This window comes from Natronotalea proteinilytica (assembly GCF_055379935.1).
Window position 1 is genome coordinate 3,153,264 of the sequence record NZ_AP043947.1, and the last position, 23,400, is coordinate 3,176,663.

Genomic DNA, 23,400 nt, shown 5'->3' on the forward strand with positions numbered 1-23,400 from the left:
AAACGTATCCAAAATAAGCAATGAAGCACGTAGCCTCTTTTTCTTTTTTGGCCCTTGCCTTGATTCTCTTCACGACCGCCCCAGTTGATGCACAGCAACGAGCAGATGGTGAACGTCCAAATGTGACGTTTCAACTAGGCGGTGGGGCAACTGTCCCATTATCTCCTTCTGAATTTACCGATGTCGCGGATACCGGGTTTAATCTTACCGGAGCCGCAGGAATCTCCGTCACGCAAGAGCTGGAGGTTGTGCTCTCCGTAACTTACAACGAACTTGCGACTGACTTCGACCCAGACGGTACGCTACCCCCTGACGCTGACGTGGACTCGGACTTCACGATCCTCTCTGGAGAAGTCAACCTGAAGTATAATCTTCCGCTGGAAGCCTCGTTCACCCCATACCTGACAGCGGGAGGTGGGATCTACAATCTTGAAACTACACTGTCCGTATCCGCCCCCGGAGTCGGCGAGGTTTCTGAAAGTGAATCCGAGACTGATGTGGGGATAAACATAGGCGCAGGGCTTGCTTTCCCGTTGGCCAACAATGTCGGCTTCTTTGTTGAACCACGATACACAGTCGTTTTCACCGAGGGAGACAACGCTCAATACCTCCCCATTCGCGCAGGTATTACGGTGGCTATCTAAAAGCAAGCCGAAAATCGTTTGACAGGAAGCCAGGCCTCGATTAGGGGGCTGGCTTTTTGTCTGCAATGCATCCAGAGCAGTCCAGCTCACAGTTGTATCGAAGCGAGGCCCCGGCACAGCCAGCGCGTAACCTTCATTTTGAACAGCAGAAAGCCTAGAAACAGAGACTTCTTCCATTGCACTTCCCGGCGGCATCCGCTATCATGGATATGCATACACTGACTGGTTGCCCCGTAGTGCTGTGTCACACCTGAATGTTAGGGTCCGAAATTGTCATCGCGAGGAGGGAGCCCTGCGACTGACGTGGCGATCTCATGCCGTTGATTGGGCGGCCCCATCCAGCCTGACAGCAATGAGATTGCGTCGCTGCGCTCGCAATGACAAGGTTATGAGTTGTTCTCAATACGTTAGGGTGCATATGCGCTACCTAAACTTTGACCTGTGACACAACAGTAGTAAACAAGGACCCGCTTAACAATGCGGGATTCCGGCTTAGCGACAGCCGCTAAGTGACAGAACGAAGAGGCATCGCGCCCATCGTCCTGTCCGAATCTCCTTCCCCCAAACTCGCCGTTGCGTTTAATGACTTATGGTTGATGACACCTCTGCTATCACTTCCCCCGACAATACGATGGCCCTCTCGCCCTGGTGGCAGACGTACGACGTTCCGATTGATCACATGGCGCATTGGAGCATCGGTGCGCTTTCGCTGTGGGTGATGCGTACCGACCGCGAGTGGCGGGTTGGGCACCAGGCCGGCCAAGACCCATTGGCGGATGCAAACACATTTGAAGATCCTCTCCCCAGCAGCGAAGCCGCCTTCGACTGGGCTGAACCGGCAAAGCATACAGTGCAACGCTACAGCATGGAGGCAACCCATCCCGCCTGCGCGTTGAAACCCCAACTGGCCGACCGACCGGTTGTAATTCGACCAGAACACCCCATTTCAGTGATATCAGGAGAAACCGTTACGCTGTTTGTGAGCACCCCGCTGTGGGTTCAGCTGGACGTACACGAAGACGGCGTGCAGCTACTCCAGATGCCAACCATGCGCCCGTCGGACACCTGGTTTGGTACCAATACGCGGCAAGGGGAACTCTGCTACGCCTCCCGCACAACCGGACGCCTCCATCTCCACGATGTGCCTCTTCGTCCGCACCGTGCTATCACCCCCCTGCGCATCCGAAACCGCGCCCCAGCCACATTGCTTCTGGAGCGCGTGCAAGTCCCGACCTCGCACCTGGCCCTGTATGAAAACGAAGCCCACGCTTTATGGACCCAGGCCCTGCGCCTTGATCGGAGTCCCGATCACTTAAGCAGCAGCACCCCAGCCGCACAGGTCCACGTACAACCAGGTCCGCCTCGCGAAGCAGGATCGTGCACTCGCCTTGTCGATCCTCGCGAAACCACCAAACGGAATCTGTTCATCAGCACGTTCAGCGCGGTTGGGTCCCTGTTTAGCCACTGATCCTGTCTCTGCCTTTCACCACCTGTTCCCCGGCTTGTCGTTGCAAACGCATGGATTTTGACACGCTCCGGTCTACCACCATCGCCCTGATCGATGACCCACGCATCATGGGGGTCTTCTGGGCACTCGTGAAAATAACCATCGGAGTTCTCCTGGCACGCCTGGCTAGCAGCGGACTCGTACGGTTTGTGGCCGATGAAAGCGATGCGCATCAAACAATGCTCATCAAACGGATTGCGTTCTACGTAATCCTTGGGCTGTTCATTGCCTCCGCGCTGTCTGACCTGGGCATGGATCTGGGCATCTTGTTGGGGGCTGCTGGCATCCTGACCGTTGCCATTGGTTTTGCCTCCCAAACATCAGCCTCCAACGTGATTAGCGGGCTCTTTCTGCTGGGCGAAAAGCCGTTTGCCGTAGGCGATGTGGTTAAAGTGGGTGGCACCACCGGCGAGGTCGTCTCGATCGACTTGCTTTCGGTAAAGCTGCGTACATTCGACAACCTCTTTGTACGTATCCCCAACGAAACCATGATCAAGTCGGAAATCACAAATCTACGCCGCTTTCCCATCCGGCGGTTTGACTTGCAGGTAGGAGTCGCCTACAAGGAAGACCTGGAGCGCGTACGGAAGGTCCTCCTCGGCGTAGCCGATACGCATCCGCTTTGCCTGGAAGAGCCAGCACCTGTTATCATGTTCACAGGCTTTGGCGATTCGTCTATCAACTTCCAGTTTTCGGTATGGGCGGTCTCCGAAAACTTTCTGCATGTGCGCACGCAGGTACCAATGGCTGTGAAGAAAGCCTTCGACGAGCACGACATCGAGATCCCCTTCCCGCACCGCACGCTTTACACTGGCAGCGTAACCGACCCGATGCCCCTGCGCCTCACCGACAACCGGTCTCGCCCTGCCCCCGATCCGTCGGCTCCCGACGCATCTGCTTAGCTACTCTATTGCACTCGTGTTAGAGTATTGGAGCGTAGCAGCTTTTCGCTTTCAGCCCGGGAACATTGCACGAATAGTGGAAGCGGTTCCGAACGCTCGATAGACCCTTTCGTTTTTGAGCACGTAGTGTACGTATCTCTCCTTTTAAATTGAATATCGCCCCATGGGTACAACGCTTGTTACCGGAGCCAATGGCCAAATTGGAAGCGAACTGGTAGAAACGCTCCGGCAACGCCACGGAGTTGACTCCGTTGTTGGGTTCGACCTGCACCCGGCTCCCAATGAGCGGGGGCTCCACATAACGGGCGATGTACGCGATGCCCGTGCCCTACGTACCCTCATCGAATCGCACGATATCGACACGGTCTACCACTTGGCTAGCCTGCTTTCGGCAACCGGCGAGCAACATCCGAACCAGGCGTGGGATGTAAACATGAACGGCCTCAAGCACATCCTCGACCTGGCCCGCACACACGGGTTTAGCCTGTTCTGGCCCAGCTCCATTGCCGTGTTTGGCCCCTCGACACCCCGCGTCGACACGCCCCAAGAAACCGTACTCAACCCCACCACCATGTACGGCGTCACCAAACGAAGCGGCGAACTGCTGTGCCGCTACTACCACCAACGTTACGGGGTGGATGTGCGTAGTTTGCGATACCCCGGCCTCATTAGTTACAAAACCGAACCGGGCGGCGGCACCACCGATTACGCGATAGACATGTACCACGCAGCCGCAAACGGCACCCCGTACACGTGCTACCTGCGCGCCGACACGCGGCTACCTATGATGTACATGCCCGATGCCATTCGCGCTACCCTCAACCTGATGGATGCCCCCCCCAACGCACTCACGGTGCGCGACAGCTACAACATTACGGCGTTCAGTTTCAGCGCGAACGAATTGGCCACGCACCTGAACGAACGCACCTCCAACGGATTCTCCGTAACCTACGTGCCTGACGAACGACAGGATATTGCCGACAACTGGCCGGCCTCTGTTGATGATAGCACAGCGCGCACCGATTGGAACTGGCAGCCCGAGTACGACCTAGCCGCCATGACCAACGACATGCTCACGCACCTGACTCCGTCCAACACCGAACCGCAGCACGCGTAACGATTGGGCCGCCTTGATGGCTCTATTCATCGCACTCTCCTTCTGTTAACTGTTTCCCCTGCCCATGGCCGACCTCTCCGCGTTTGAATCCGAACTCCAGCAGATCAAAGACGACGGCCTCTACAAAGAAGAGCGCGTCATCACCTCGCAGCAAGATGCTGATATTTCAGTGACTTCGGGTGATGTGATTAATTTCTGCGCCAACAACTACCTGGGACTGGCCAATCATCCCGACATCATGAAGGCCGCCCAAGACGGCGTCGATGAATACGGCTTTGGAGTGGCCAGCGTGCGGTTTATCTGTGGTACACAAACGGTGCACAAGGAACTGGAGAACGCACTGGCCGACTTCCACGAGAAGGACGACGCCATCCTCTACAACTCGTGCTTCGATGCCAACACGGGCCTGTTCGAAACGCTCTTAGGTCCCGACGATGCCATTATCAGCGACCGCCTGAACCACGCCTCAATCATCGATGGGGTGCGTCTGTGCAAAGCCGACCGGTACGTGTATAAGCACAGCGACATGGACGACCTGGAGGTCCAGCTGCAGGATGCACAGGATGCGAACATCCGTCTGATTGCCACCGACGGCGTGTTCTCGATGGATGGCGACGTAGCTAAACTCGACGAAATCTGCGCGTTGGCCGATCAGTACAATGCGCTTGTGATGGTCGACGAGTGCCATGCCACGGGCTTCATGGGCGAGGGCGGACGCGGCTCTGCTGAAGCCAAAGGCGCACTCCACGATGTGGACATCATCACCTCTACGCTTGGCAAAGCCTTGGGCGGCGCCACTGGCGGGTTCACCACCGCACAGCAGCCCATCGTCGACCTACTGCGCCAGAAGTCGCGCCCGTACCTGTTCTCGAACGCGGTAGCCCCTATGATCGCCAACGCAAGCCTGACGGTGCTCGACATGCTCACCGACAGTGCCGAACGGCGTGAACAGTTGTGGGACAACACGCAGTACTTCCGTCAGGAGATGACCGCCCGTGGGTTCGATATCAAGCCGGGCACCCATCCGATCGTACCGATCATGCTGTACGATGCTAAGCCCAGTGCGGCTATAGCCGACGACCTTCTAGAGCGCGGCATTTACGTGATCAGCTTTAGCTATCCAGTCGTACCCAAGGGCGAAGCCCGAATCCGGGTGCAAATGTCCGCCGCCCACACCCGTGACCATCTCGATCGGGCCATCGAAGCCTTCACGGAAGTCGCCGCCAAGCACGGAGTCCTTGGATAGACCGTCACCTGGTTAAGCTATCCCCAATCATACGGCTAAAGAATTATGATTCCGTCGTTTGACGCCGCTGATTATCGAGCATCGGTGGAAGAGGCTGCCGATCACATCCGCGCTGAATCCGACGCCATACCAACTACCGCGCTCATCCTGGGCACCGGACTGGGCGGACTCAAAGACGACATCCACGTGAGCGTTCGCCTCCCTTACGCATCAATTCCGGGCTTTCCAACCTCCACGACCTCTATGCACGAGGGCGAGCTGCTCGTTGGCACACTGAACGGAGCCCCAGTGATGGCGATGAACGGGCGCATGCACCTATACGAAGGCTACACGGCGCATCAGGTGGCCTTTCCGATTCGGGTGATGGGCGTTTTGGGCGTAGAGCACCTGCTCCTCTCCAACGCCGCGGGAGGCATGGACCCGCACTTCGACGAAGGTGATCTTATGCTCATCACCGACCACATCAACGAGCAGGGCACAAATCCGCTGGTCGGTCCCAACATTGACGACTGGGGGCCACGCTTTCCGGATATGAGTGAGCCGTACGACGCCGAGTTGCGCGCGATGGCACGGTCGGAGGCCCTGAAGCGCGAAATCCATCTCTACCAGGGGGTCTACCTGGCTGTGCTCGGCCCCATGCTTGAAACGAAAGCTGAATATCGCTACATGCGCGACCTGGGAGCCGAGGTGGTGGGCATGAGCACAGTGCCCGAGGTCATTGCTGCACACCACATGGGCATCCGCTGCCTGGCCGTATCCGTAATTACAGATATTTGTCTGCCCGATGCCCTGGAGCCGGTAGACATCGAATCGATCATGGCCGCTGCCGCTGATGCGCGTCCTCGGCTTGGCCGTCTTATGGCAGGAGTGGTGAAGCAGCTTAGCTCCTAACCCGACTTTTTATTGTCGCCCGGTTCACTGCTGGAAGAAGCGGCTGGTTGTGGGTCTTGCTGGGGGCGGCGCGCGCTCTGCATCAGCAGCTTCTCGACCCCTTTTGTGGTTTCGGAGGTGCGGAGCGTCTGCACCATCTCATCGGTCTGTATCAACTCAGCAACCACAGCCAAGTGCTTCAGGTAGCCTTCGAATGACGCATCGGCTCCACCAATGAGCACGAGCACCACGTACACGGGCTTGCTGGTGTAATCGGGCGTTACGCCGTCTTCGCTGATGCCCACAACAAGCGTGGTGTTCTCAAGTGCTGTAGAGCGAGTATGGTATAGCGCCACGCCGTTGCGCACCTCTGGAGCATACCCTTCTGTGTTCAGTAACTGTGCCACGATGCGATCGATTTGATCCGCTTGGGTGCTGAGTCCGCACTCCAGTATGTGCGTAAGAATGGTCTCCGTGTCTCCATCTTTCATGTCGAGCACCACGCATTCCGGTCGCAATGCTTTTTCAAGAACTGAGGCATCGGGGCCTTCAATGCGTCCTACGCGTCCGGGCGTTGCCGCCTCTTCCGACATGTAAGCCGTCAGAAACGTGTTTTCTTTGAAGCGTTGTGCAAGCACGCCGGGCAGCCGATTGAGGGTGGGGCGCCATGCAATGGACCCTTCGCGCTCATTCATGAGCACCAGCAGGTCGGTAGGCTCCATTACCGTATCCAGCTTATTGACAAGCTGTCCCCACTGCGCAATAGGAACAACTTTCCACTGCACGTTGGGCTTGGTCGCCTCGATGCGTGCCGAGAGCGGCTTGACTGACGCCTCGGGCGCAACCACGATCAGATCCATACCGGCTTGGCTACACAACACCTTGAGTGCACGCATGGCCCCTGCAAACCCTGACTCTCGGTCGGCATACGGCGGTATGGCCAACACCATGCGTTTGTGTGTGCTTACCGGATTCACAAAACGCCCCACAATGATCATTTGGCGGGTGCGCTCTAGCAGTTGATCCAGGATGCTTCCAAAAATATATTCGCGGGCCGAGCTACGTCCATGCCACCCAATCACGACGGTTGAAATGCGCTCCTCTTTGATCGCGCGCACCATGCCATCAACTACATTGTAATCGACGCGCGTACTGGGCACCACAGGCACCTCCGCAGCAGAGGCCTGAATGACCGCCTTGCTCAAAATGGATTCGCCTCGGGCAACGCCCTCCTCGACGTTAGGCCCATCGCGCACTACCGTCGTTGGGTAGATAGGCTCATCGGACGAGTCGGCGTGTAGAAGGGTGGCCACCTCCACCAAATCGCTTGCTGATTCGGGATTCGCCAGTGGAACCATAATGCGCTGAGGCTCCGACGACGGATCGTACGCAGCTTCTTGTTCGGCCAGCGCCACCTTGCGTCCGAATTTTTCGACCAGTGAGGGGCCAAGAATCGATGTCGCCAGAATGAGCATAACCACTGCGTTGACAAGCGGCTCATCGAAAAGTCCAATCTCAAATCCGATAAGTGTAACGGCAAGTGTAGCAGCGGCTTGCGGTGTAGACAGTCCAAACACCGCCCAGCGCTCATCCGACGAGTAGCCGTAGATCCACTTCGCCATCGTAGCAGCCATCAGCTTGCCTACCCATACAAAGAGCGTAAGCACGCCTGCTAAAATCCACACCTCAAACCCTTCGATGAGCACGGCACCGTCCACCATCATTCCTACCGAAATCAGGAAAAACGGAATAAAGAGCGCATCCCCTACAAATTTGATGCGCAGCATAAGCGCACTGCGTTCAGGAACCAGACGGTTGAGCGCAATACCCGTCATGAACGCCCCAATGATAGGCGCGAGGTTAACCAGATCGGCCACGTAAGCCGCCACAAACACGATAGCCAACAAAAAGATAAACTCAATGTCGGCTTGCCGGTCTGAACCTCGAAAGAACCAACGTCCTACAACGGGGAGCACGAAGAAGACAACCGCGCCATACACAGACACCATTACGCCGAACTGAACCCAGAATAGCGCTCCCGTTTCGCCTGCTACAATGGCCGAGACAATGGCCAAAATGAGAAGTGATACAAGGTCGGTCACCATTGTGCCGCCCATTGTCATCGTGATGGCTGGGTTTTTCGTAATGCCCAACTTCTCCGCAAGAGGGTAGGCCAACAGCGTATGTGACCCTACTACTGAGCCAACTAGCAGAGCCGTCATCAAATCCCAGTCGAGAAGCATCGTGCCAACCCCCAATGCCAGAAGCTGCGGCATCAGGAAGGAGATAAACCCAAACACAAAGCTGCGCGACTTTTGCTGTGCGAACTGATTGAGATCCATCGACAGGCCTGCTGTAAACATGAGATACAGCAGCCCCACCGTACCCAACAGGTCAAAGGTCTCCCCATCTTCTAAGACCCCCAGCGCGTTTGGCCCCACAATGGCTCCGGCTACAATGAGTCCTACAATGCCAGGCAGTCCAAGCCGTCGAAAGAGAATAGGAGCCAACAGCACGATAAGCATCACCGTGGCAAAAACGAGCACCGGATCGGTGATTGGTAGGCTAAACATAATCGAAGGAGTGCAGGTGGAGTTGTGGCACGCATTTTATGATAGGGATTGGCTTCGACTATGGCAGAACATACGAAACGACGCTTTGGTGAAGATCGCAACGGGATCTGCTGCCGCCCATATCGAACATCTTGTTAAATGGATCGTTTTGGATGTGTACTTTCACCTATTTTGTTATCCATTATGCCCATTGACACACTCAAGTCTAAACGGCGCTTAGTTGAGGAGTACGGCCTGGATGATCGTCAGGCGGAAGGCATCGTGGAGTTGATCGCCCAATCAGAAGAGCGCGGGGCCACGGCCAGCGATGTTGAGGCGGCACGACGCGAACTGTCGCTTCAAATGGAAGCGCTCGAAGTTCAAATGGAAGCCGTTGAAGAACGTCTGCTGTCCAAAATAGAGGCGAATACCAAGCGCATCGCTGCTTCCGAAGAGCGCCTGGAGGACAAGATCAAAGCTTCCGAAGAGCGCCTGGAAGGTGAAATCAAAGCTTCCGAAGAACGCCTGGAAGGTGAAATCAAAGCTTCCGAAGAACGCACTGGACAAAAAATTGAAAAGCTGCGCACCGAGATGGCCCAGCAGGGACGCCAAACGCTGCAGTGGATGATTGGCATCGCTGCCTTTATCACCGTACTGCTTACGCTGTTTGAGTACGTCTTGTGATCTTTGTTCACCTATTGACTGACTGATGATGCGGACTCGTTATGCCCATTGACACACTCAAGTCTAAACGGCGCTTAGTTGAGGAGTATGGCCTGGATGATCGTCAGGCGGAAGGCATCGTGGAGTTGATCGCCCAATCAGAAGAGCGCGGGGCCACGGCCAGCGATGTTGAGGCGGCACGACGCGAACTGTCGCTTCAAATGGAAGCGCTCGAAGACCGGCTTGAAGCCAAGATTGAAGCGCTCGAAGACCGGCTTGAAGCCAAGATTGAAACTAAAATCAAAGCCTCCGAAGAGCGTACCGGGCAGAAAATTGAGCGGTTGCATGCCGAAATGGGGCAGTTGCGTGCCGAAATAGAACAGATTCGCACTGAGATGGCCCAGCAGGGACGCCAAACACTGCAGTGGATGATCGGCATCGCTGCCTTTATCACCGTACTGCTTACGCTGTTTGAGTATGTACTGTAATCTACCGCACTCCAACTATCCGTCTTGTTCGGAAGGAACCTCAGCGGGAGCCGCCGCGGGGACCGACACCGAAGACTGTCCATCTCCTGCAACTCCTTGCGCTGACTCAACAGCCGGCGCTCCAGTAATCCAGATCGTGAGTTGGTCAGCCCATCCGGCAATGATGCAGTACAGGCACGGTACAACAAAGAGCGTAAGTCCCATACCAACCAACAGTCCTCCCACCACAGCCAATGCTAAGGGCTGCATAAGCTCGGCACCGGCTCCAATGCCAATCGCTAGAGGGAGCATACCGCATACAGTGGTGAGCGTAGTCATTAGAATGGGGCGAAAGCGAATGCCACCGGCCTCTACGGCAGCCTCCTCAATACCGAGCCCCTGTTCCTCCCGTCCAATCTCGATATACTCCACCAGCAAAATGGCATTGTTTACTACGATTCCAACCAGCAGAATGACCCCAAGAAGCACTGGAGCGCTCAGCGGGGTGCCGGTTGCGTACAGCATGGCACCGACCCCTATAAGTGCCAAGGGCACAGCGGTAAGAATGACGAGCGGATTGGCAAGCCGCTCGTACTGAACAGCCATGACCACAAATACCAGAAATAGCGCCAGGAGGGTTACCAGCATGAGCGTACGATTGGTTTCTTGGATGGCCTCTTCTTCACCACCAAAGATGAGGCTATATCCTTCTGGCAACTCCAAGTCGGCCAAGTTCTCGCGAAGCTGATCATTGACGGTTCCTACATCAGTCACACCAGTATTTACGTCTCCATTTACACGCGCCACGCGGGCCTGATTTTCCCGGGTGATATGTGCAGGCCCCTCACCCAACGAAAAGTCAGCGACCTCACGTAGTGGTATCGGGTTACCGTCTGGTCGAAAAACGAGTAGTCCACCTAAATCGTCAGCAGTAGCACGATACGATCGGGGTAGCATAACGCGCACATCGTACTCAGCTGATCCTGTGCTGAACCGTGTAGGCACATGCCCACCTACCGCCGTACTAAGCGTCTCTCCAATCTCTGACACATTCAGCCCAAGTGCAGCCGCGCGCTCTCGGTCGATGCCTGCCGATAGCAAGGGACTCTGATCGTCGCGGGCCAGATCAAAGTTGGTTAGTCCCTCAATATCGCCCGCCAAATCAATGATTTGACGGCCAATGTCATCGAGCTTGGAGGGATCATCGCCCAGTACGGCCACAGAAACGTCAGAGCCGGCCAGTGAGGTGCGAATGCCCGGCAAACTGGGTGGCGAGACAAACGCCTCCCCTCCCGGCAAGTCCAGCCGGTCAAGCAGGGCTTCCGTTTCGGCCACCCACTCGGTTGCATCGATGTCGCGTTCGGTAGCAGGCACAAGCTGCACCGACCAGCGTGCTGTGCCCGGACGCTCCGAAATCACTCCGCCGGAGAGGTGGCCGCCTGTCATTGCAAACATGTTCTCGATGTATGGACGCTCCATGAGCACATCCTCAACCTCTTTGGCGGCATCGTTCAAGATGTCAGGCGGCGTGCCCGGTGGCAATCGTACAAATACGCCGACGCCACCATCGTCTACAGCCGGCAAAAATTCGTTGCCCAGGTCCGAGGTGAGCACGTAGGTTCCCGCCAACAGCGCCACACCGGCTCCAACCACGAACCACCGATAGCGCAACACAACAGATAAGACCGCTTTGTACCGGTCGGTTACGCGTCGTATCCACTGGTTAAAGGCCTGATAAAAGGCCGAGGTGTCGAGTCCGCTCCTGTACTTTACCGAGGAAAGCAGTGCAGCCCCCATGGGCACGAGGGTAAGGGCGGCCGCTAACGAAGCAACTATCGCAAACGAGATCGTGAGAATCAACTCCCGAAAGATGAGAGCAGTCAGGCCTGTAATTAACAGAAAGGGGATAACTGCGGCCAGGTTGGTCATGGTAGAAGCCACCACCGCAGAGGCCACCTCGCGTGCACCCTCATGGGCCGCATCTCCATCGGACTTCTTGAGCTCCTCGCGGTGCCGTGCGATGTTCTCCAGCATCACGATCGAGTTATCCAGAAGCAGCCCCACCCCCAGCGCGAGCCCACCCAGACTGATTACATTTAACGTGAGTCCGCCAACCCCCATCATGGCGAACGTAGCCAGAATTGCGATGGGAATCGACAGGCCTATGACAAAGCTCTTGCGGAAGCTGCCCAGAAAAAGGAGTACGACCAGCATAGCGAGCACACCGCCTAAAAGAGCCGCGGTGCCTACGGCATTAAGCGAACTGCGCACAAAGAACGACTGGTCGGTCGTGGCTTCGTACTGAATGTCGGCAGGAATAAACCCACTCTGGTCGAGGCGTTCGATCTCACTGCGCACATCGTCTACCACGGTGGCCGTGTTCGCATCGGGCAGCTTCATGATAGAGAGGCGTGTGGCAGGCTCCCCGTTAAGCCGCACAAAAAGACGCTGATCCTGGTGGGTATCTCGAACATCAGCGACTTCACTTAGCGGAATACGGTCCGATTGTCCCGGCACCGTGAGCAGGATCGATTCGATGTCTTCGACCGATTCAAACAAGCCGTCGGTCTTAGCCATCACGTCAAAGGTTTGCGATGTCACCTGGCCGGCGGCAATCTCCGTGTTTTCTGCAGCAATGGCATCGCTCACTTCAGACACGGTAAGGCCATAGTGAGCTAACCGCTCTTGATCTACGATTACCTGCATTTCGCGCACAAGGCCGCCCGCGACCTCCGCAGCGCCTACGCCAGCCACCGTAAGCAATTGCGGCGCCAGCTCGTTATCGAGCCAATCGCGCACCTCTAGCGGCGAGCGCGTTTCGGAACTGAAGCCAGCCTCGTACACCGGTGCATCGGTAGGGTCCATCTTGTAGATACGAGGCGGCTCAATGTCGGGCGGCATCTGCGTACGGGCGCGCTCCAGGTTGCGCGAGGCGTCTTGCAGCGCCAGATCGAGGTCGGTGCCCAGCTCAAAGAAGAGATTGACATTGGTGCGCCCTTCGGAAGCGCGGCTCGTCAGATCCGACAGGTTTTCGGTGGCTGCCAGGTTGCGTTCCAGCACACGCGTAATCTGCTGCTCCATCACCTCGGGGGCCGTGCCCGGATAGTTCACCGTCACCCGAATCTGTGGATACGTCACATCCGGCAGCAGATCGACCGGCAGGCGGTCTAAGAAGAAAAACCCAAGCACCACCACAACCGATGCCAGGGCAAGCGTACCGATAGGACGCCGGATCGACCACGACGACACCCCACCACGCGTTTGCGCATCAGGAACAGAGGTGGAACCAGACGCTTCATCGGCAGAGACGTTGTTCGTCTCTCCACGTCCGTTGGCAGACGCATCAGACATAGTGTGCAGAGCTTCTACTGATTAGCAGCAGCGGTTGTATCGGGGTCGGAGGGGTGGGGAACCAGGTTGCTGATGCGCACGGGTGTACCCGGCTGTAGCGTCGCCGGATTAGATGCCACCACATGCTCACCTTGCTCCAGCCCCGCATCAATGATCGTCCAGCCATCGCGCGTAATGCTGGGTTCTACAGAGCGACGCTCCAGCTCGCCATTAGCAATGACGAGCACCGATGGATCGTCTGCCTCGGAGCCAAGGAAGGCTTCGGCGGGCACGGCGAACACGTTGGCTCGCTCATCAACCGATACATCTAACCGCGCCAGAAAGCCGGGACGAGCATACGCACGGGCATCTTCCCCAAGTGCCACTTCTACACGCACCTGCCGGTCATCGTCAGCCTGCGGGAAAATACGCCGGATCGAGCCACTGAAGGTTTCATCGGGATAGGCATCCAAGCGCACTTGAACCGACTGGCCCTCCTCCAGATAAGGAACCTGCCGCTCTGAAATACCGACACGCACCACCAGAGTAGACACATCAGCCAGCGCTAGCAGGTCGTCGTTAGAGGAAACAGCTTCGCCCGGCTCCACATTGCGGGCGGTAATCACCCCATCGGTAGAGGCGCGAATTTCGCCAAGTGCCACCCGCGTTTCCCACAACTCGACTTCGCTCGCCGCTACGTCGCGATCGGCCCGTTGCGCTTCGTACTCCTGTGCACTTGTAAACTCGCGCTCCCGCAACCGCTTCTGGCGCTCATACGCAGCCTGCTCCCGTTCAAGAATCGTCTGCGCTCGGTTCAGCTCCGCGCGCTCCTCGCGTACATCCAACTCGGCTAACAAGTCACCTTCTTGCACGCGGTCGCCTTCTTCCACATGTACATGCCGAACCACGCCGGTTGAGGGCGTAGCCGCCCGTACGGTGCGCACGGCCTGCACAGCGTTGGACGTAGATACGCCCTGCGATAGCGTGCGCGGCACCACTTCTACCGCCGCCACCGCAAGCGAGGGCTCGTCGTCTTCGGCATCCGGATTCGCTTCAGACGACCCGGCATCGCTACACCCTCCCACAAGCAGGCCCATCATACCCACGCATACCACAAGCAGTGCAAAGCGGCGGATGGGTTCAGGCAACGACACAACCGACATGAGCATAAAAGACTCGGTGGAGAAGCAACGTTGGCGAAAAAAACGCACAGATGCATACTCAAAACCGCGCCCCCGTGTCCTTTGCTATCGAAAGAATGTTGTGAGTAGGACTCCGAATGTCATGAGTGGATGCGCCGCTCTCCACAAGCTTTTCCCGCAGCAGCCCCCATTCCCCCGTTGATAACGACCCCTTTCATCGCGTACTTTACCCAGTGGTTCTTCGTTTGCTTTCTGTTGCATCGCCCCGGACTGACCCGTGCATACCAAATATATTTTTGTAACGGGCGGCGTTACCTCGTCGCTTGGTAAAGGCATCTTTAGCGCATCGTTGGGCCGTTTGCTTGAGGCCCGAGGCTTGCGCGTCACCATCCAAAAATTTGACCCGTATATTAACGTAGATCCGGGCACCATGAATCCGTACGAGCACGGCGAAGTGTTCGTGACCGACGATGGCGCTGAAACGGATTTGGACCTTGGCCACTACGAGCGCTTTCTTGGGCGTCCCATGAGTCAGGCTAACAACGTAACGACCGGGCGCGTTTATCAGGAGGTGATCACGAAAGAGCGCGAGGGTGCCTATCTTGGAAAAACGGTGCAGGTGGTGCCGCACATCATCGACGAGATCAAGTACTGGATGCGCAAGCTGGGCACCAGTGGCGATTACGACGTGGTCATCACCGAAATTGGGGGCACAGTGGGCGATATCGAAAGCCAGCCGTACCTGGAGGCCATCCGTCAACTGCGCAACGAGCTGCGCCCGCATACGCTCATTGCACACCTCACGCTGGTGCCGTATCTGCGCGCAGCAGGTGAACTCAAGACCAAGCCCACGCAGCACTCTGTCAAAACCATGCTGGGCTACGGCTTGCAACCCGACATGCTCGTATGCCGGGCCGAGCAGCCGCTCGACCAAACGGTGCGCGAAAAAATTGCGCTCTTCTGCAACGTGCCCTCAGAAGCGGTTATCCCCATGCTGGATGCAGAAACCATCTACGAGGTACCGCTCCTTCTGCAGGAGGAGAACCTGGGCACGCAAGTTGTCGATGCGCTCTTCTCTGACGACGAACAGGCGGAGATGGCAACCTCCCCTGATTTGGAGGCATGGCTTGAATTCCTCCGCAAGCTCAAAAATCCCGAATCCACACTCACCATCGCGCTGGTGGGCAAGTACGTTGAGCATCAAGACGCGTACAAATCTATTACCGAGAGCCTGATGCTGGCTGGCGTACCCGAGCAACTACAGGTCGACATTCGGTTTGTGCTTTCCGACGATCTCACCGCCGACAACGTACCCTCGCACCTTGACGACGTTGCTGGCGTGCTGGTGGCTCCCGGCTTTGGCGATCGGGGTATTGCAGGCAAGCTCGAAGCCATTCGATATGCACGCACCAACGACCTTCCGTTCTTCGGAATCTGTCTGGGTCTACAGTGCGCGGTTGTCGAATATGCCCGCAACGTGTGCGGATGGGAGCGCGCCAATTCGACCGAGTTTGAGCCCGACACGCCCCATCCGGTTATTGGTCTGATGGAAGAGCAAAAAACCGTGTCGGAGATGGGGGGAACCATGCGCCTCGGCCAATATGACTGCGACCTGTATCCAGACTCGAAGGCGCATACGGCGTATGGCAGCGATACCGTGCAGGAACGACACCGGCACCGGTATGAGGTAAACAATGTGCTTCGGTATAAGCTGCGCGAGGCCGGCATGCAGTTTACAGGCATCAACCCCGACCTCGACCTGGTTGAGATCATCGAGTTGCCCGATAAGCGCTGGTACATGGGTGTGCAGTTTCATCCCGAATACCGCACCACCGTAGGCAACCCGCACCCGCTCTTTCGTTCCTTTGTGCAGGCCTGCCAAGCATACGCCACCGAACACGACCTGCTCACCGACCCGCGTCCGCCGCAACCGCAAGCTGCTACGCCATTGGCCTCGGCGGATATGTAGGCATTGTCATGCCCCCTAACTCGGCTACCCAACATCGGAGTCTGCAAAAGCGCGATTAACAAGCGCTTGAGCGTCGGCGTGAATCTGATCGAGATGGGCCCGCCCCTTGAAGCTCTCGCCATAGATTTTGTAGATGGCCTCGGTGCCCGAGGGACGCGCCACAAACCATCCGTTCTCGGTTTCTACCTTCAGTCCACCAATAGCGGCATCATTGCCGGGGGCCTGCGTGCGAATTGTTTGGATGGGCTCGCCAGCCAGTTCGTCCTGAGTAACCAGATCGGGCGTCATGCTTTTGAGCACTGCCTTTTGCTCAGGCGTAGCCGGGGCATCTACGCGCTCGTACACCGGATCGCCAAACTGCTGCGTCAGTTGCTCGTACCGCTGACTCGGATCTTCGCCCGTGCGGGCCGTGATTTCGGCAGCCATTAGGGCGGCAATGATGCCGTCTTTGTCGGTGCTCCATACCGTGCCGTCTTTGCGCAGGAACGATGCACCCGCGCTCTCTTCACCGACAAATCCGCAGGATCCGTTGTAGAGCACATCCACAAACCACTTGAAGCCTACCGGGACTTCGGTGATGGATCGATCGTAGTGCGCGGCGATGCGGTCGAGCAGGCGCGTGGTTACCACCGTTTTGCCAATGCCAACATCGCTGCCCCACTGGTTGCGGCTGTTGAGAAGCGAATCCACCATGACGCTAAGGAAGGCGTTGGGCGGCATGAGTCCACCACTTTGGGTGACGATGCCATGCCGATCGTGATCGGTATCGCAGGCAAAGGCCACATCGTACTGATCTTTCAAGTTGATAAGCGACTGCATCGCATGGGGCGACGACGGATCCATGCGAATCTTGCCATCCCAGTCGAGCGTCATGAAGCGAAAGGTCGGATCGACGTCGGTGCGCAGTACCTCCAACGGCAGGTTGTACGTGTCGGCAATGGCGCTCCAGTACGCCACGCCTGCCCCTCCCAGCGGATCGACGGCAAGCGAGAGCCCCGACTCGCGGATCAACTCCATGTCGAGCACCGCGTCGAGATCGTTCACGTAGTGGCCGAGGAAGTCGTACGTGTCTGTTGTATCAGCCCGCAGCGCTTGTTCGTAGCCCATGCGTTTCACCTCGGCCAGGTCGGTATCGAGGTGGTGGTTGGCGCGCTCCTGAATCCAGCTTGTGGCAGCAGGTGTGGCCGGGCCGCCAGTCGGACCGTTGTACTTGATGCCGCCATCGGCAGGGGGGTTGTGCGAGGGGGTGATGATCACGCCATCAGCCAGGCCGTCGGTGCGCCCACGGTTGTACGTGAGGATGGCATGCGACACCGCTGGGGTTGGGGTAAAGCCGTCGTCGGCGGCCATGCGAATGGAGACCTCGTTCGCCGCAAACACTTCAATACAGGTGGCCTGTGCGGGCAGCGAGAGCGCATGCGTATCCATTCCCAGAAACAGCGGGCCGCTGATGTTGGCTTGGCTCCGGTAATCGCACACCGCCTGCGCAATGGCCAGGATGTGTGGTTCATTGAAGGTCTGGTCGAAGGCAGTGCCACGATGACCCGAGGTGCCAAACGACACGCGCTGCGCTGCTATCGATGGATCGGGGGCCTCATTATGATAAGCATGGAGCAAATCAGAAACGTCGAGCAGAACGTCAGAAGGCGCTGGTTGACCAGCCAATTCGTGTGTGCTCATGAGCAGTCGGTACCGTTTGCGTGAGAAAGGGTGACAACCGCGCAGGTTCATGCTGCCCGGATGGGGAGTATCAGTAAAGGGAACAGCAATGAGAAGTGCCACCCTACGACGAAACAAAGTGTCAACGGAACGCCTCTTCCGATATGCGGTGCGGGCTCGTGCTCATTGATCAGGGCGGACGTTGAATGCATCTCCTCTGGAAACGGCGATGTGAGTCGCTTGGTTATCCCCTATTCCAGATGAGCTATCCATTTCGCGTACGATCAAGGTGTGTTTTATGACGAACCAACCGTCCCCATCCGACGACTATGAACCTATTGCCTGTGCTACGTACGACGAGCTGGGGCTGCGCATGATGCATCGCACGCGTACGCGCTTCACCATTGCAACGCCCGACACGACCCGCACGCTCATTGGATCTATCGAGGACATCTACAGCGAAAACAACGCCGAGCACATCCGCCTTGACACCGGCGATGTGGTGCGCCTAGACCACATCGTACAGGTTGAGGATGTGGACAACGCCTCGTAGTGCTCCGTCACACCTGAATGTTATGGTCCAATATTGTCATCGCGAGGAGGGAGCCCTGCGACTGACGCGGCGCTGGGCGCAGCGAACGAGTACTCCTGGGATGCGATCTCATGCCGTTGATTGAGCGGCTGCATCCGGTCTGATGGCATGAGATTGCGTCGCTACGCTCGCAATGACAAGATTGTGAGTTATTCTCGGTACGTTAGGGTGCAGCGTTACCCGAAGATTGACCTGTGACAGAGCAGTAGTGCTCCGGCACACCTGAATGTTAGGGGAGAGCATGAGTTGCCAACACTTATAGTCACCCGGCCAAGGCGCTCCATCGCCGCAGAGCCGGGATCTTCCCTGACAACGTAGCTGGATTATTGCTCCCATACCACCCAATGTTGACACTCGTCACGATGTACAACCGGCATGACCTTCGGCCCCTCCGCGGTCGCGACGAAACGGTGGACGCTCTGCGTCCTTTATTCCAACAGGTCGCTAACATGCTCTCCCTTTTCAGAAAGCGCCGCGGGCCCTGGTTGGGATACGGGTCTTGGTCCAACGCACCGTGTCGATGCGGATAAGCCATAAGATCATGCATCTGCTGCATTGATACGAGAAAAATACCACAACATCCAGGGGGGAGGGACAGTGCCCTGGCTCCCTTTTTCTTGACACTTCCTTTGCCTCTCGGTACACTGTAGGCGTCCCCCATCGCATATAATGCCGTAACTGTATGCATTCTGTTTTGCTGTGCAGAATCGGCCACGCTCTATTCACAAAACTGGGGATAGCATGAGCAACTCATACACCAAGACCGATGACCGGGGCCTACTCCAACGCTTAGGCGGCGCATTCAAAGGCATACTCGTCGGCCTCCTGATGTTTATCGCCGCGTTTCCACTGATATTCTGGAACGAATCGCGGGCCATTTCTACGCATCAGGCGCTTGAAGAAGGCCAGGGGGCCGTTGTTAGCGTGGAAGCCGATGCCATCGACCCCGACAACGAGGGCGAACTGATCCACGTTACTGGCGATGTAACGGTGTCGGATGCGCTCAGCGACCCAGTGTTTGGCGTGACAGAATCGGATGTGATTCGGCTGCGTCGCACCGTTGAGATGTACCAGTGGGAAGAGAGTCAACGAACAGAAAGGCGAACCGCTGCCGATGGCAGTGAGGAGCGCGTGACGGTTTACACCTACGAAGAAACCTGGTCGGACCGCCTCATCGACTCCGATCGATTCGAGGAGTCGGGCTACACCAATCCCAGTTCGATGCCGTACGACAGCGAGACCATCGACCAGTCCGAGGCCACGCTTGAAGCCTTTACACTGAGCAGTCGATACGTGGAAATGTTCGACGACTTTACGTCGCGATCGGTATCCAGCGATGATCTTGACCAGGTGGAGGCGAGCGGCTTCCAGGTGCATGAAGGGCAGTTTTACACATCCAACACCCCCACCAATCCCGAAATAGGCGATGTGCGCGTCCGGTTTGACTATGTGCCTGCTCAGTCTGCGACCGTAGTAGCCGCCCAAAGCAATTCAGGCTTCAGCCCCTACATCACCAGCAATAACAACGAACTGGAGTTTGTCCGCACCGGATCGGTCTCTGCGGATGCTATTTTCAGCGAAGCGATTGCCAGCAACCGCGAGCTGACATGGGGACTGCGAGGCCTGGCGTTGGTGCTCATGATAGGCGGAATCTCGCTCGTATTTAAGCCGCTGGCGGTCGTCGCTGATGTCGTACCGTTTCTGGGACGACTGGCGCGGTCTGGCATTTCGTTCATCTCCATTGTAATTGCGCTTCCGCTGTACCTCATCGCCATTGCCCTGGCCTGGCTGGCCGCGCGTCCGCTTCTGGGCGGAGCCTTACTTGTAGGGGCGTTAGCGCTTATGGTCGGCGGGTACATGATGATGCAAAATCGCTCCGAGGAGGAGCCGCAGCCATCCCCTGCGTGATGTAAACGAATATAGACAACAAATAGAGACCGCTATCGAAGTCCGTGTCGTATTTTGCAATCGGCATTGCTATCGCTTTCGAACCGAACCAAGGGCCCCACGTTATCCTATGCATATCAAACTTTTATAGCTGAAGCCCAAGATCCATCATGGTGTCACAAAGAAGCAGCATTGTCGTATTCGCGGTATTAGCCACATTTCTCCTCACATCTGCGTTTACTCCGCTGCCGGAGGAGGACCTGGTTGGCGAATGGACTGGTACCGACGATACAACCGGAGAAACGATATCGTTTGTTTTCAATGAGGACGGCACGGTGGAATGGGACGGGGTGCCTGCTGAGGCGAACTTGACCTGGGAGCTTGATGCTACCCCTGATCCCATGCACCTTGACGTGATAGGAGAAAATGTGTATACGGATGAGACCATGACCCTGGCATTCATTGTGCGCTTTTTAGATGCGGATGAACTGCAGCTCCGTGCCCCCAGCATGGACCCCAGTGAGCGCCCGGAGGCGTTTTCGGAGTCCGGTGATGCTGAAGGGGAGTTGATACTAACCCGACAGTGAATGATGCTCGTGTTAGGGACACACGACAGTATAGCATCAGCACCAACGCAAAACTCCGGGACGTTTTGCTTGACCGAGGCTGTGATAAGAATGGGGACACTAAAGCAGGACATCATACGCAAGAGTGATTCCACGGTCTTTGGTCGAGGGGCAAGATGCTGCTGTGGTTCTATTTTCAGGGCTATAGTCACTTCAACGGGGGTTCGATGACTCGTCTGATAGGTATCGCTATTTTACTGGGAGGTATATGGGGCGCTATTTCGATCGAAGCGCAGGGGCAGGAGCCGCGCTCGATCACGCTCGACGAAAGCATCGAGCGGGCCCTCGACGAGCATGGGATGCTTGAACGCGCACGGGCCGATGCGGACGAGGCCCGAGCGATGCAGCGCCGCGCGCAGTCGGGGTGGTGGCCGTCGATTCGCGGGCAGGCCCACTATCTACGGCTGAGCGATAACATTCCACCGATCGAGACGGAGATTCCAGGCGTTGGGGAGACGTTTCCCATCGCCCCGATCCAGCGCAATCAGTATCATACTGAGGTTGCCATCGAGCAGCCGCTCTTCACGGGGTTTCGGCGCAGCGGCGAGCGCCGCGCTGCCGCTCGCCGGGCCGAAGCAGCAGACGAGAGCGTCCATCAGCAGCGCGCGGACGTCGCCCTGGAGGTGCGCCGGGCGTACTGGAAACTCGCGCAAGCGCAGCATCGCCGAGAGGCCGTGAAGACGGCGATCGAGCACGTAGACGCCCATCTGAACGACGTCCGCAACCGGCGCGAGGCCGGTGCTGCGCTGGAGAGTCACGTGCTGGCAGCCGAGACGCGCCGCTCGGAGGTGCGGCTCGACCGCGTCGAAGCCGAAAACGCCGTCCGCTCGGCACGGACCGAGCTCAACCAGCTCATCGGCGAGCCGCGAGACCGGCCGCTTCGTCTGGAGACCGAAGATGTGGGCAGAGACGAACTTCTGGATCTGTCGCTCGACGAGCTCCGCACATCGGCCACAGACGACCACCCACGGCTCAATGCGCTCCGCGGGCACGCGGCGGCGCTGGACGCCGAGGCCGGCATTGCCCGCCGGCAGTGGATGCCTACGATCGCGCTCACCGGTCGCTATCTGTTCGCGCGCCCCAACCCGTATTTCTTCGTCGAACGCGACGAGTTTCGCGGCAGCTGGGAGGCGGGCTTGAGCATGCGCTGGACCCTGTGGGACGGCGGGCGACGCTCGGCCGACGCGGAGGCCGCTCGCGCGCGATTGCGCTCGACCGAAGCGCAGCTCGACCACACCGAGCGCCGCATCGATCAGTCCGTCGAGCGCCACCATCTGGCCGTCAAAGGCGCGCGAGAAGCCGTCGAGGTGGGCACGCAGGCCGTGCGCCACGCGGAGGCCTCGTTCGAGATGGCCAAAGAGCAGTTCGAGGAGGGGGCGGCGCTCTCGGCCGACGTGCTCGAAGCCGAATCGGCGCTTCGCAGCGCGGAGCTGCGTAAGGCCGAGGCACAGGCCAACTACGCCATCGCACAGGCCGAACTCTTGTATGCACTCGGACGGATATGGTGATGGAGTCGACGCGTACGGTGGTTTTTCGGACCGAGAAGCTCTCCAAGATCTACGACATGGGGGAGGTGCAGGTGCACGCGCTGCGGGAAGTCGACCTGGAGCTCTACGAAAGCGAGCTCGTCGTCTTGCTCGGCGCCTCGGGTAGTGGCAAATCCACACTCGTGAACATCCTTGGCGGACTCGACACCGCCACGAGGGGGCATGTCTTCTACCGCGAGCAGGACCTGACCCAGGCCGACGACGACGCGCTCACGCAGTACCGGCGGCGCTACGTCGGCTTCGTGTTTCAGTTCTACAACCTGATTCCGAGCCTCACCGCGCGAGAGAACGTCGCCATCGTCACTGAGATTTCCGACGATCCGATGACGCCGGAGGAGGCGCTCGACCTGATGGGCCTCGGCGACCGGCTCGACTCTTTTCCCGCCCAGCTTTCCGGCGGGCAGCAGCAACGCGTCGCCATTGCACGAGCGATTGCCAAGCGTCCGGCGGTCCTGCTCTGCGACGAACCAACGGGCGCACTCGATTCCGAAACGGGCGTCGTCGTGCTCGAAGCCATCGAACGCGTGAATCGGGAGTTGGGGACGACCACGATGGTTATCACGCACAACGTGGTCCAGGCGAAGATGGCCGATCGCGTCATCTCGCTCAGCGACGGTCGCATCAGTGAGATCGAGCAGAATACAGACAAGAAAGCGGCTCGTGAACTGAGCTGGTAAGCG

18 protein-coding genes are annotated in these 23,400 nt (G+C 57.6%); 14 read left to right on the forward strand and 4 right to left on the reverse strand.

Annotated features, from left to right (window positions below; all coding sequences use genetic code 11):
- The first annotated feature begins 20 nt into the window (after positions 1-20).
- The 6 genes from ACZ5AL_RS12590 to ACZ5AL_RS12615 all read left to right on the forward strand — a co-directional run bounded on the left by ACZ5AL_RS12590 (position 21) and on the right by ACZ5AL_RS12615 (position 6,307).
- Positions 21-644, forward strand: coding sequence for an outer membrane beta-barrel protein (locus ACZ5AL_RS12590; protein ID WP_464510806.1), 624 nt, complete (start codon positions 21-23; stop codon positions 642-644).
- A 589-nt stretch (positions 645-1,233) separates the two neighbouring features.
- Positions 1,234-2,112 (forward strand): hypothetical protein, encoded by an 879-nt coding sequence (locus ACZ5AL_RS12595; protein WP_464510807.1) that lies wholly within the window; start codon positions 1,234-1,236, stop codon positions 2,110-2,112.
- Between the two features lie 50 nt (positions 2,113-2,162).
- The gene (locus ACZ5AL_RS12600; protein WP_464510809.1) at positions 2,163-3,053 is read left to right on the forward strand and encodes a mechanosensitive ion channel family protein; all 891 of its coding nucleotides are present in this window, start codon (positions 2,163-2,165) and stop codon (positions 3,051-3,053) included.
- 163 nt (positions 3,054-3,216) lie between these two features.
- Positions 3,217-4,170: an NAD-dependent epimerase/dehydratase family protein gene (locus ACZ5AL_RS12605; protein ID WP_464510810.1), complete on the forward strand. Its 954-nt coding sequence runs from the start codon at positions 3,217-3,219 to the stop codon at positions 4,168-4,170.
- Positions 4,171-4,234: 64 nt separating this feature from the next.
- Positions 4,235-5,416 carry a glycine C-acetyltransferase gene (gene kbl / locus ACZ5AL_RS12610; RefSeq protein ID WP_464510812.1) on the forward strand — a complete coding sequence of 394 codons (1,182 nt, stop codon included), beginning with the start codon at positions 4,235-4,237 and terminating at the stop codon, positions 5,414-5,416.
- A gap of 45 nt (positions 5,417-5,461) precedes the next feature.
- Positions 5,462-6,307, forward strand: coding sequence for a purine-nucleoside phosphorylase (locus tag ACZ5AL_RS12615; protein WP_464510813.1), 846 nt, complete (start codon positions 5,462-5,464; stop codon positions 6,305-6,307).
- Here the strand turns inward: ACZ5AL_RS12615 and ACZ5AL_RS12620 are convergent.
- Positions 6,304-8,859: a cation:proton antiporter domain-containing protein gene (locus ACZ5AL_RS12620; RefSeq protein ID WP_464510814.1), complete on the reverse strand. Its 2,556-nt coding sequence runs from the start codon at positions 8,857-8,859 to the stop codon at positions 6,304-6,306. The two genes, ACZ5AL_RS12615 and ACZ5AL_RS12620, sit on opposite strands and share 4 nt — an antisense overlap.
- A gap of 183 nt (positions 8,860-9,042) precedes the next feature.
- Here ACZ5AL_RS12620 and ACZ5AL_RS12625 point away from each other — a divergent pair, with 183 nt between their 5' ends.
- Both ACZ5AL_RS12625 and ACZ5AL_RS12630 read left to right on the forward strand, forming a co-directional pair.
- Complete coding sequence (locus tag ACZ5AL_RS12625) at positions 9,043-9,522, forward strand: CCDC90 family protein (RefSeq protein ID WP_464510816.1); 480 nt, start codon at positions 9,043-9,045, stop codon at positions 9,520-9,522.
- 41 nt (positions 9,523-9,563) lie between these two features.
- Positions 9,564-9,989: a hypothetical protein gene (locus ACZ5AL_RS12630; RefSeq protein ID WP_464510817.1), complete on the forward strand. Its 426-nt coding sequence runs from the start codon at positions 9,564-9,566 to the stop codon at positions 9,987-9,989.
- 15 nt (positions 9,990-10,004) lie between these two features.
- Here ACZ5AL_RS12630 and ACZ5AL_RS12635 read toward each other — a convergent pair whose 3' ends face one another.
- Complete coding sequence (locus tag ACZ5AL_RS12635) at positions 10,005-13,319, reverse strand: efflux RND transporter permease subunit (protein ID WP_464510819.1); 3,315 nt, start codon at positions 13,317-13,319, stop codon at positions 10,005-10,007.
- A gap of 14 nt (positions 13,320-13,333) precedes the next feature.
- Positions 13,334-14,467: an efflux RND transporter periplasmic adaptor subunit gene (locus ACZ5AL_RS12640; protein ID WP_464510820.1), complete on the reverse strand. Its 1,134-nt coding sequence runs from the start codon at positions 14,465-14,467 to the stop codon at positions 13,334-13,336.
- Between the two features lie 250 nt (positions 14,468-14,717).
- Here ACZ5AL_RS12640 and ACZ5AL_RS12645 point away from each other — a divergent pair, with 250 nt between their 5' ends.
- Positions 14,718-16,409 carry a CTP synthase gene (locus tag ACZ5AL_RS12645; RefSeq protein ID WP_464510821.1) on the forward strand — a complete coding sequence of 564 codons (1,692 nt, stop codon included), beginning with the start codon at positions 14,718-14,720 and terminating at the stop codon, positions 16,407-16,409.
- Positions 16,410-16,433: 24 nt separating this feature from the next.
- Here ACZ5AL_RS12645 and pgm read toward each other — a convergent pair whose 3' ends face one another.
- The gene (gene pgm, locus ACZ5AL_RS12650; RefSeq protein WP_464510823.1) at positions 16,434-18,089 is read right to left on the reverse strand and encodes a phosphoglucomutase (alpha-D-glucose-1,6-bisphosphate-dependent); all 1,656 of its coding nucleotides are present in this window, start codon (positions 18,087-18,089) and stop codon (positions 16,434-16,436) included.
- A 277-nt stretch (positions 18,090-18,366) separates the two neighbouring features.
- Between pgm and ACZ5AL_RS12655 the strand changes: the two genes are divergently transcribed.
- The 5 genes from ACZ5AL_RS12655 (at position 18,367) to ACZ5AL_RS12675 (ending at position 23,397) form a co-directional block, all read left to right on the forward strand.
- Positions 18,367-18,621, forward strand: coding sequence for a hypothetical protein (locus ACZ5AL_RS12655; RefSeq protein ID WP_464510824.1), 255 nt, complete (start codon positions 18,367-18,369; stop codon positions 18,619-18,621).
- A gap of 780 nt (positions 18,622-19,401) precedes the next feature.
- Entirely contained in the window at positions 19,402-20,568 is a 1,167-nt protein-coding gene (locus tag ACZ5AL_RS12660) for a TMEM43 family protein (RefSeq protein WP_464510825.1), read from the forward strand.
- Between the two features lie 149 nt (positions 20,569-20,717).
- On the forward strand, positions 20,718-21,134 hold the full coding sequence (locus ACZ5AL_RS12665) for a lipocalin family protein (RefSeq protein ID WP_464510827.1): 417 nt from the start codon (positions 20,718-20,720) through the stop codon (positions 21,132-21,134).
- A gap of 155 nt (positions 21,135-21,289) precedes the next feature.
- Positions 21,290-22,681: a TolC family protein gene (locus ACZ5AL_RS12670; RefSeq protein ID WP_464510828.1), complete on the forward strand. Its 1,392-nt coding sequence runs from the start codon at positions 21,290-21,292 to the stop codon at positions 22,679-22,681.
- A complete protein-coding gene (locus ACZ5AL_RS12675) occupies positions 22,675-23,397 on the forward strand; it encodes an ABC transporter ATP-binding protein (RefSeq protein WP_464510829.1) in 723 nt (240 codons plus the stop codon). The genes ACZ5AL_RS12670 and ACZ5AL_RS12675 overlap by 7 nt, the downstream gene beginning before the upstream one ends.
- The last annotated feature ends 3 nt before the right edge of the window (positions 23,398-23,400 follow it).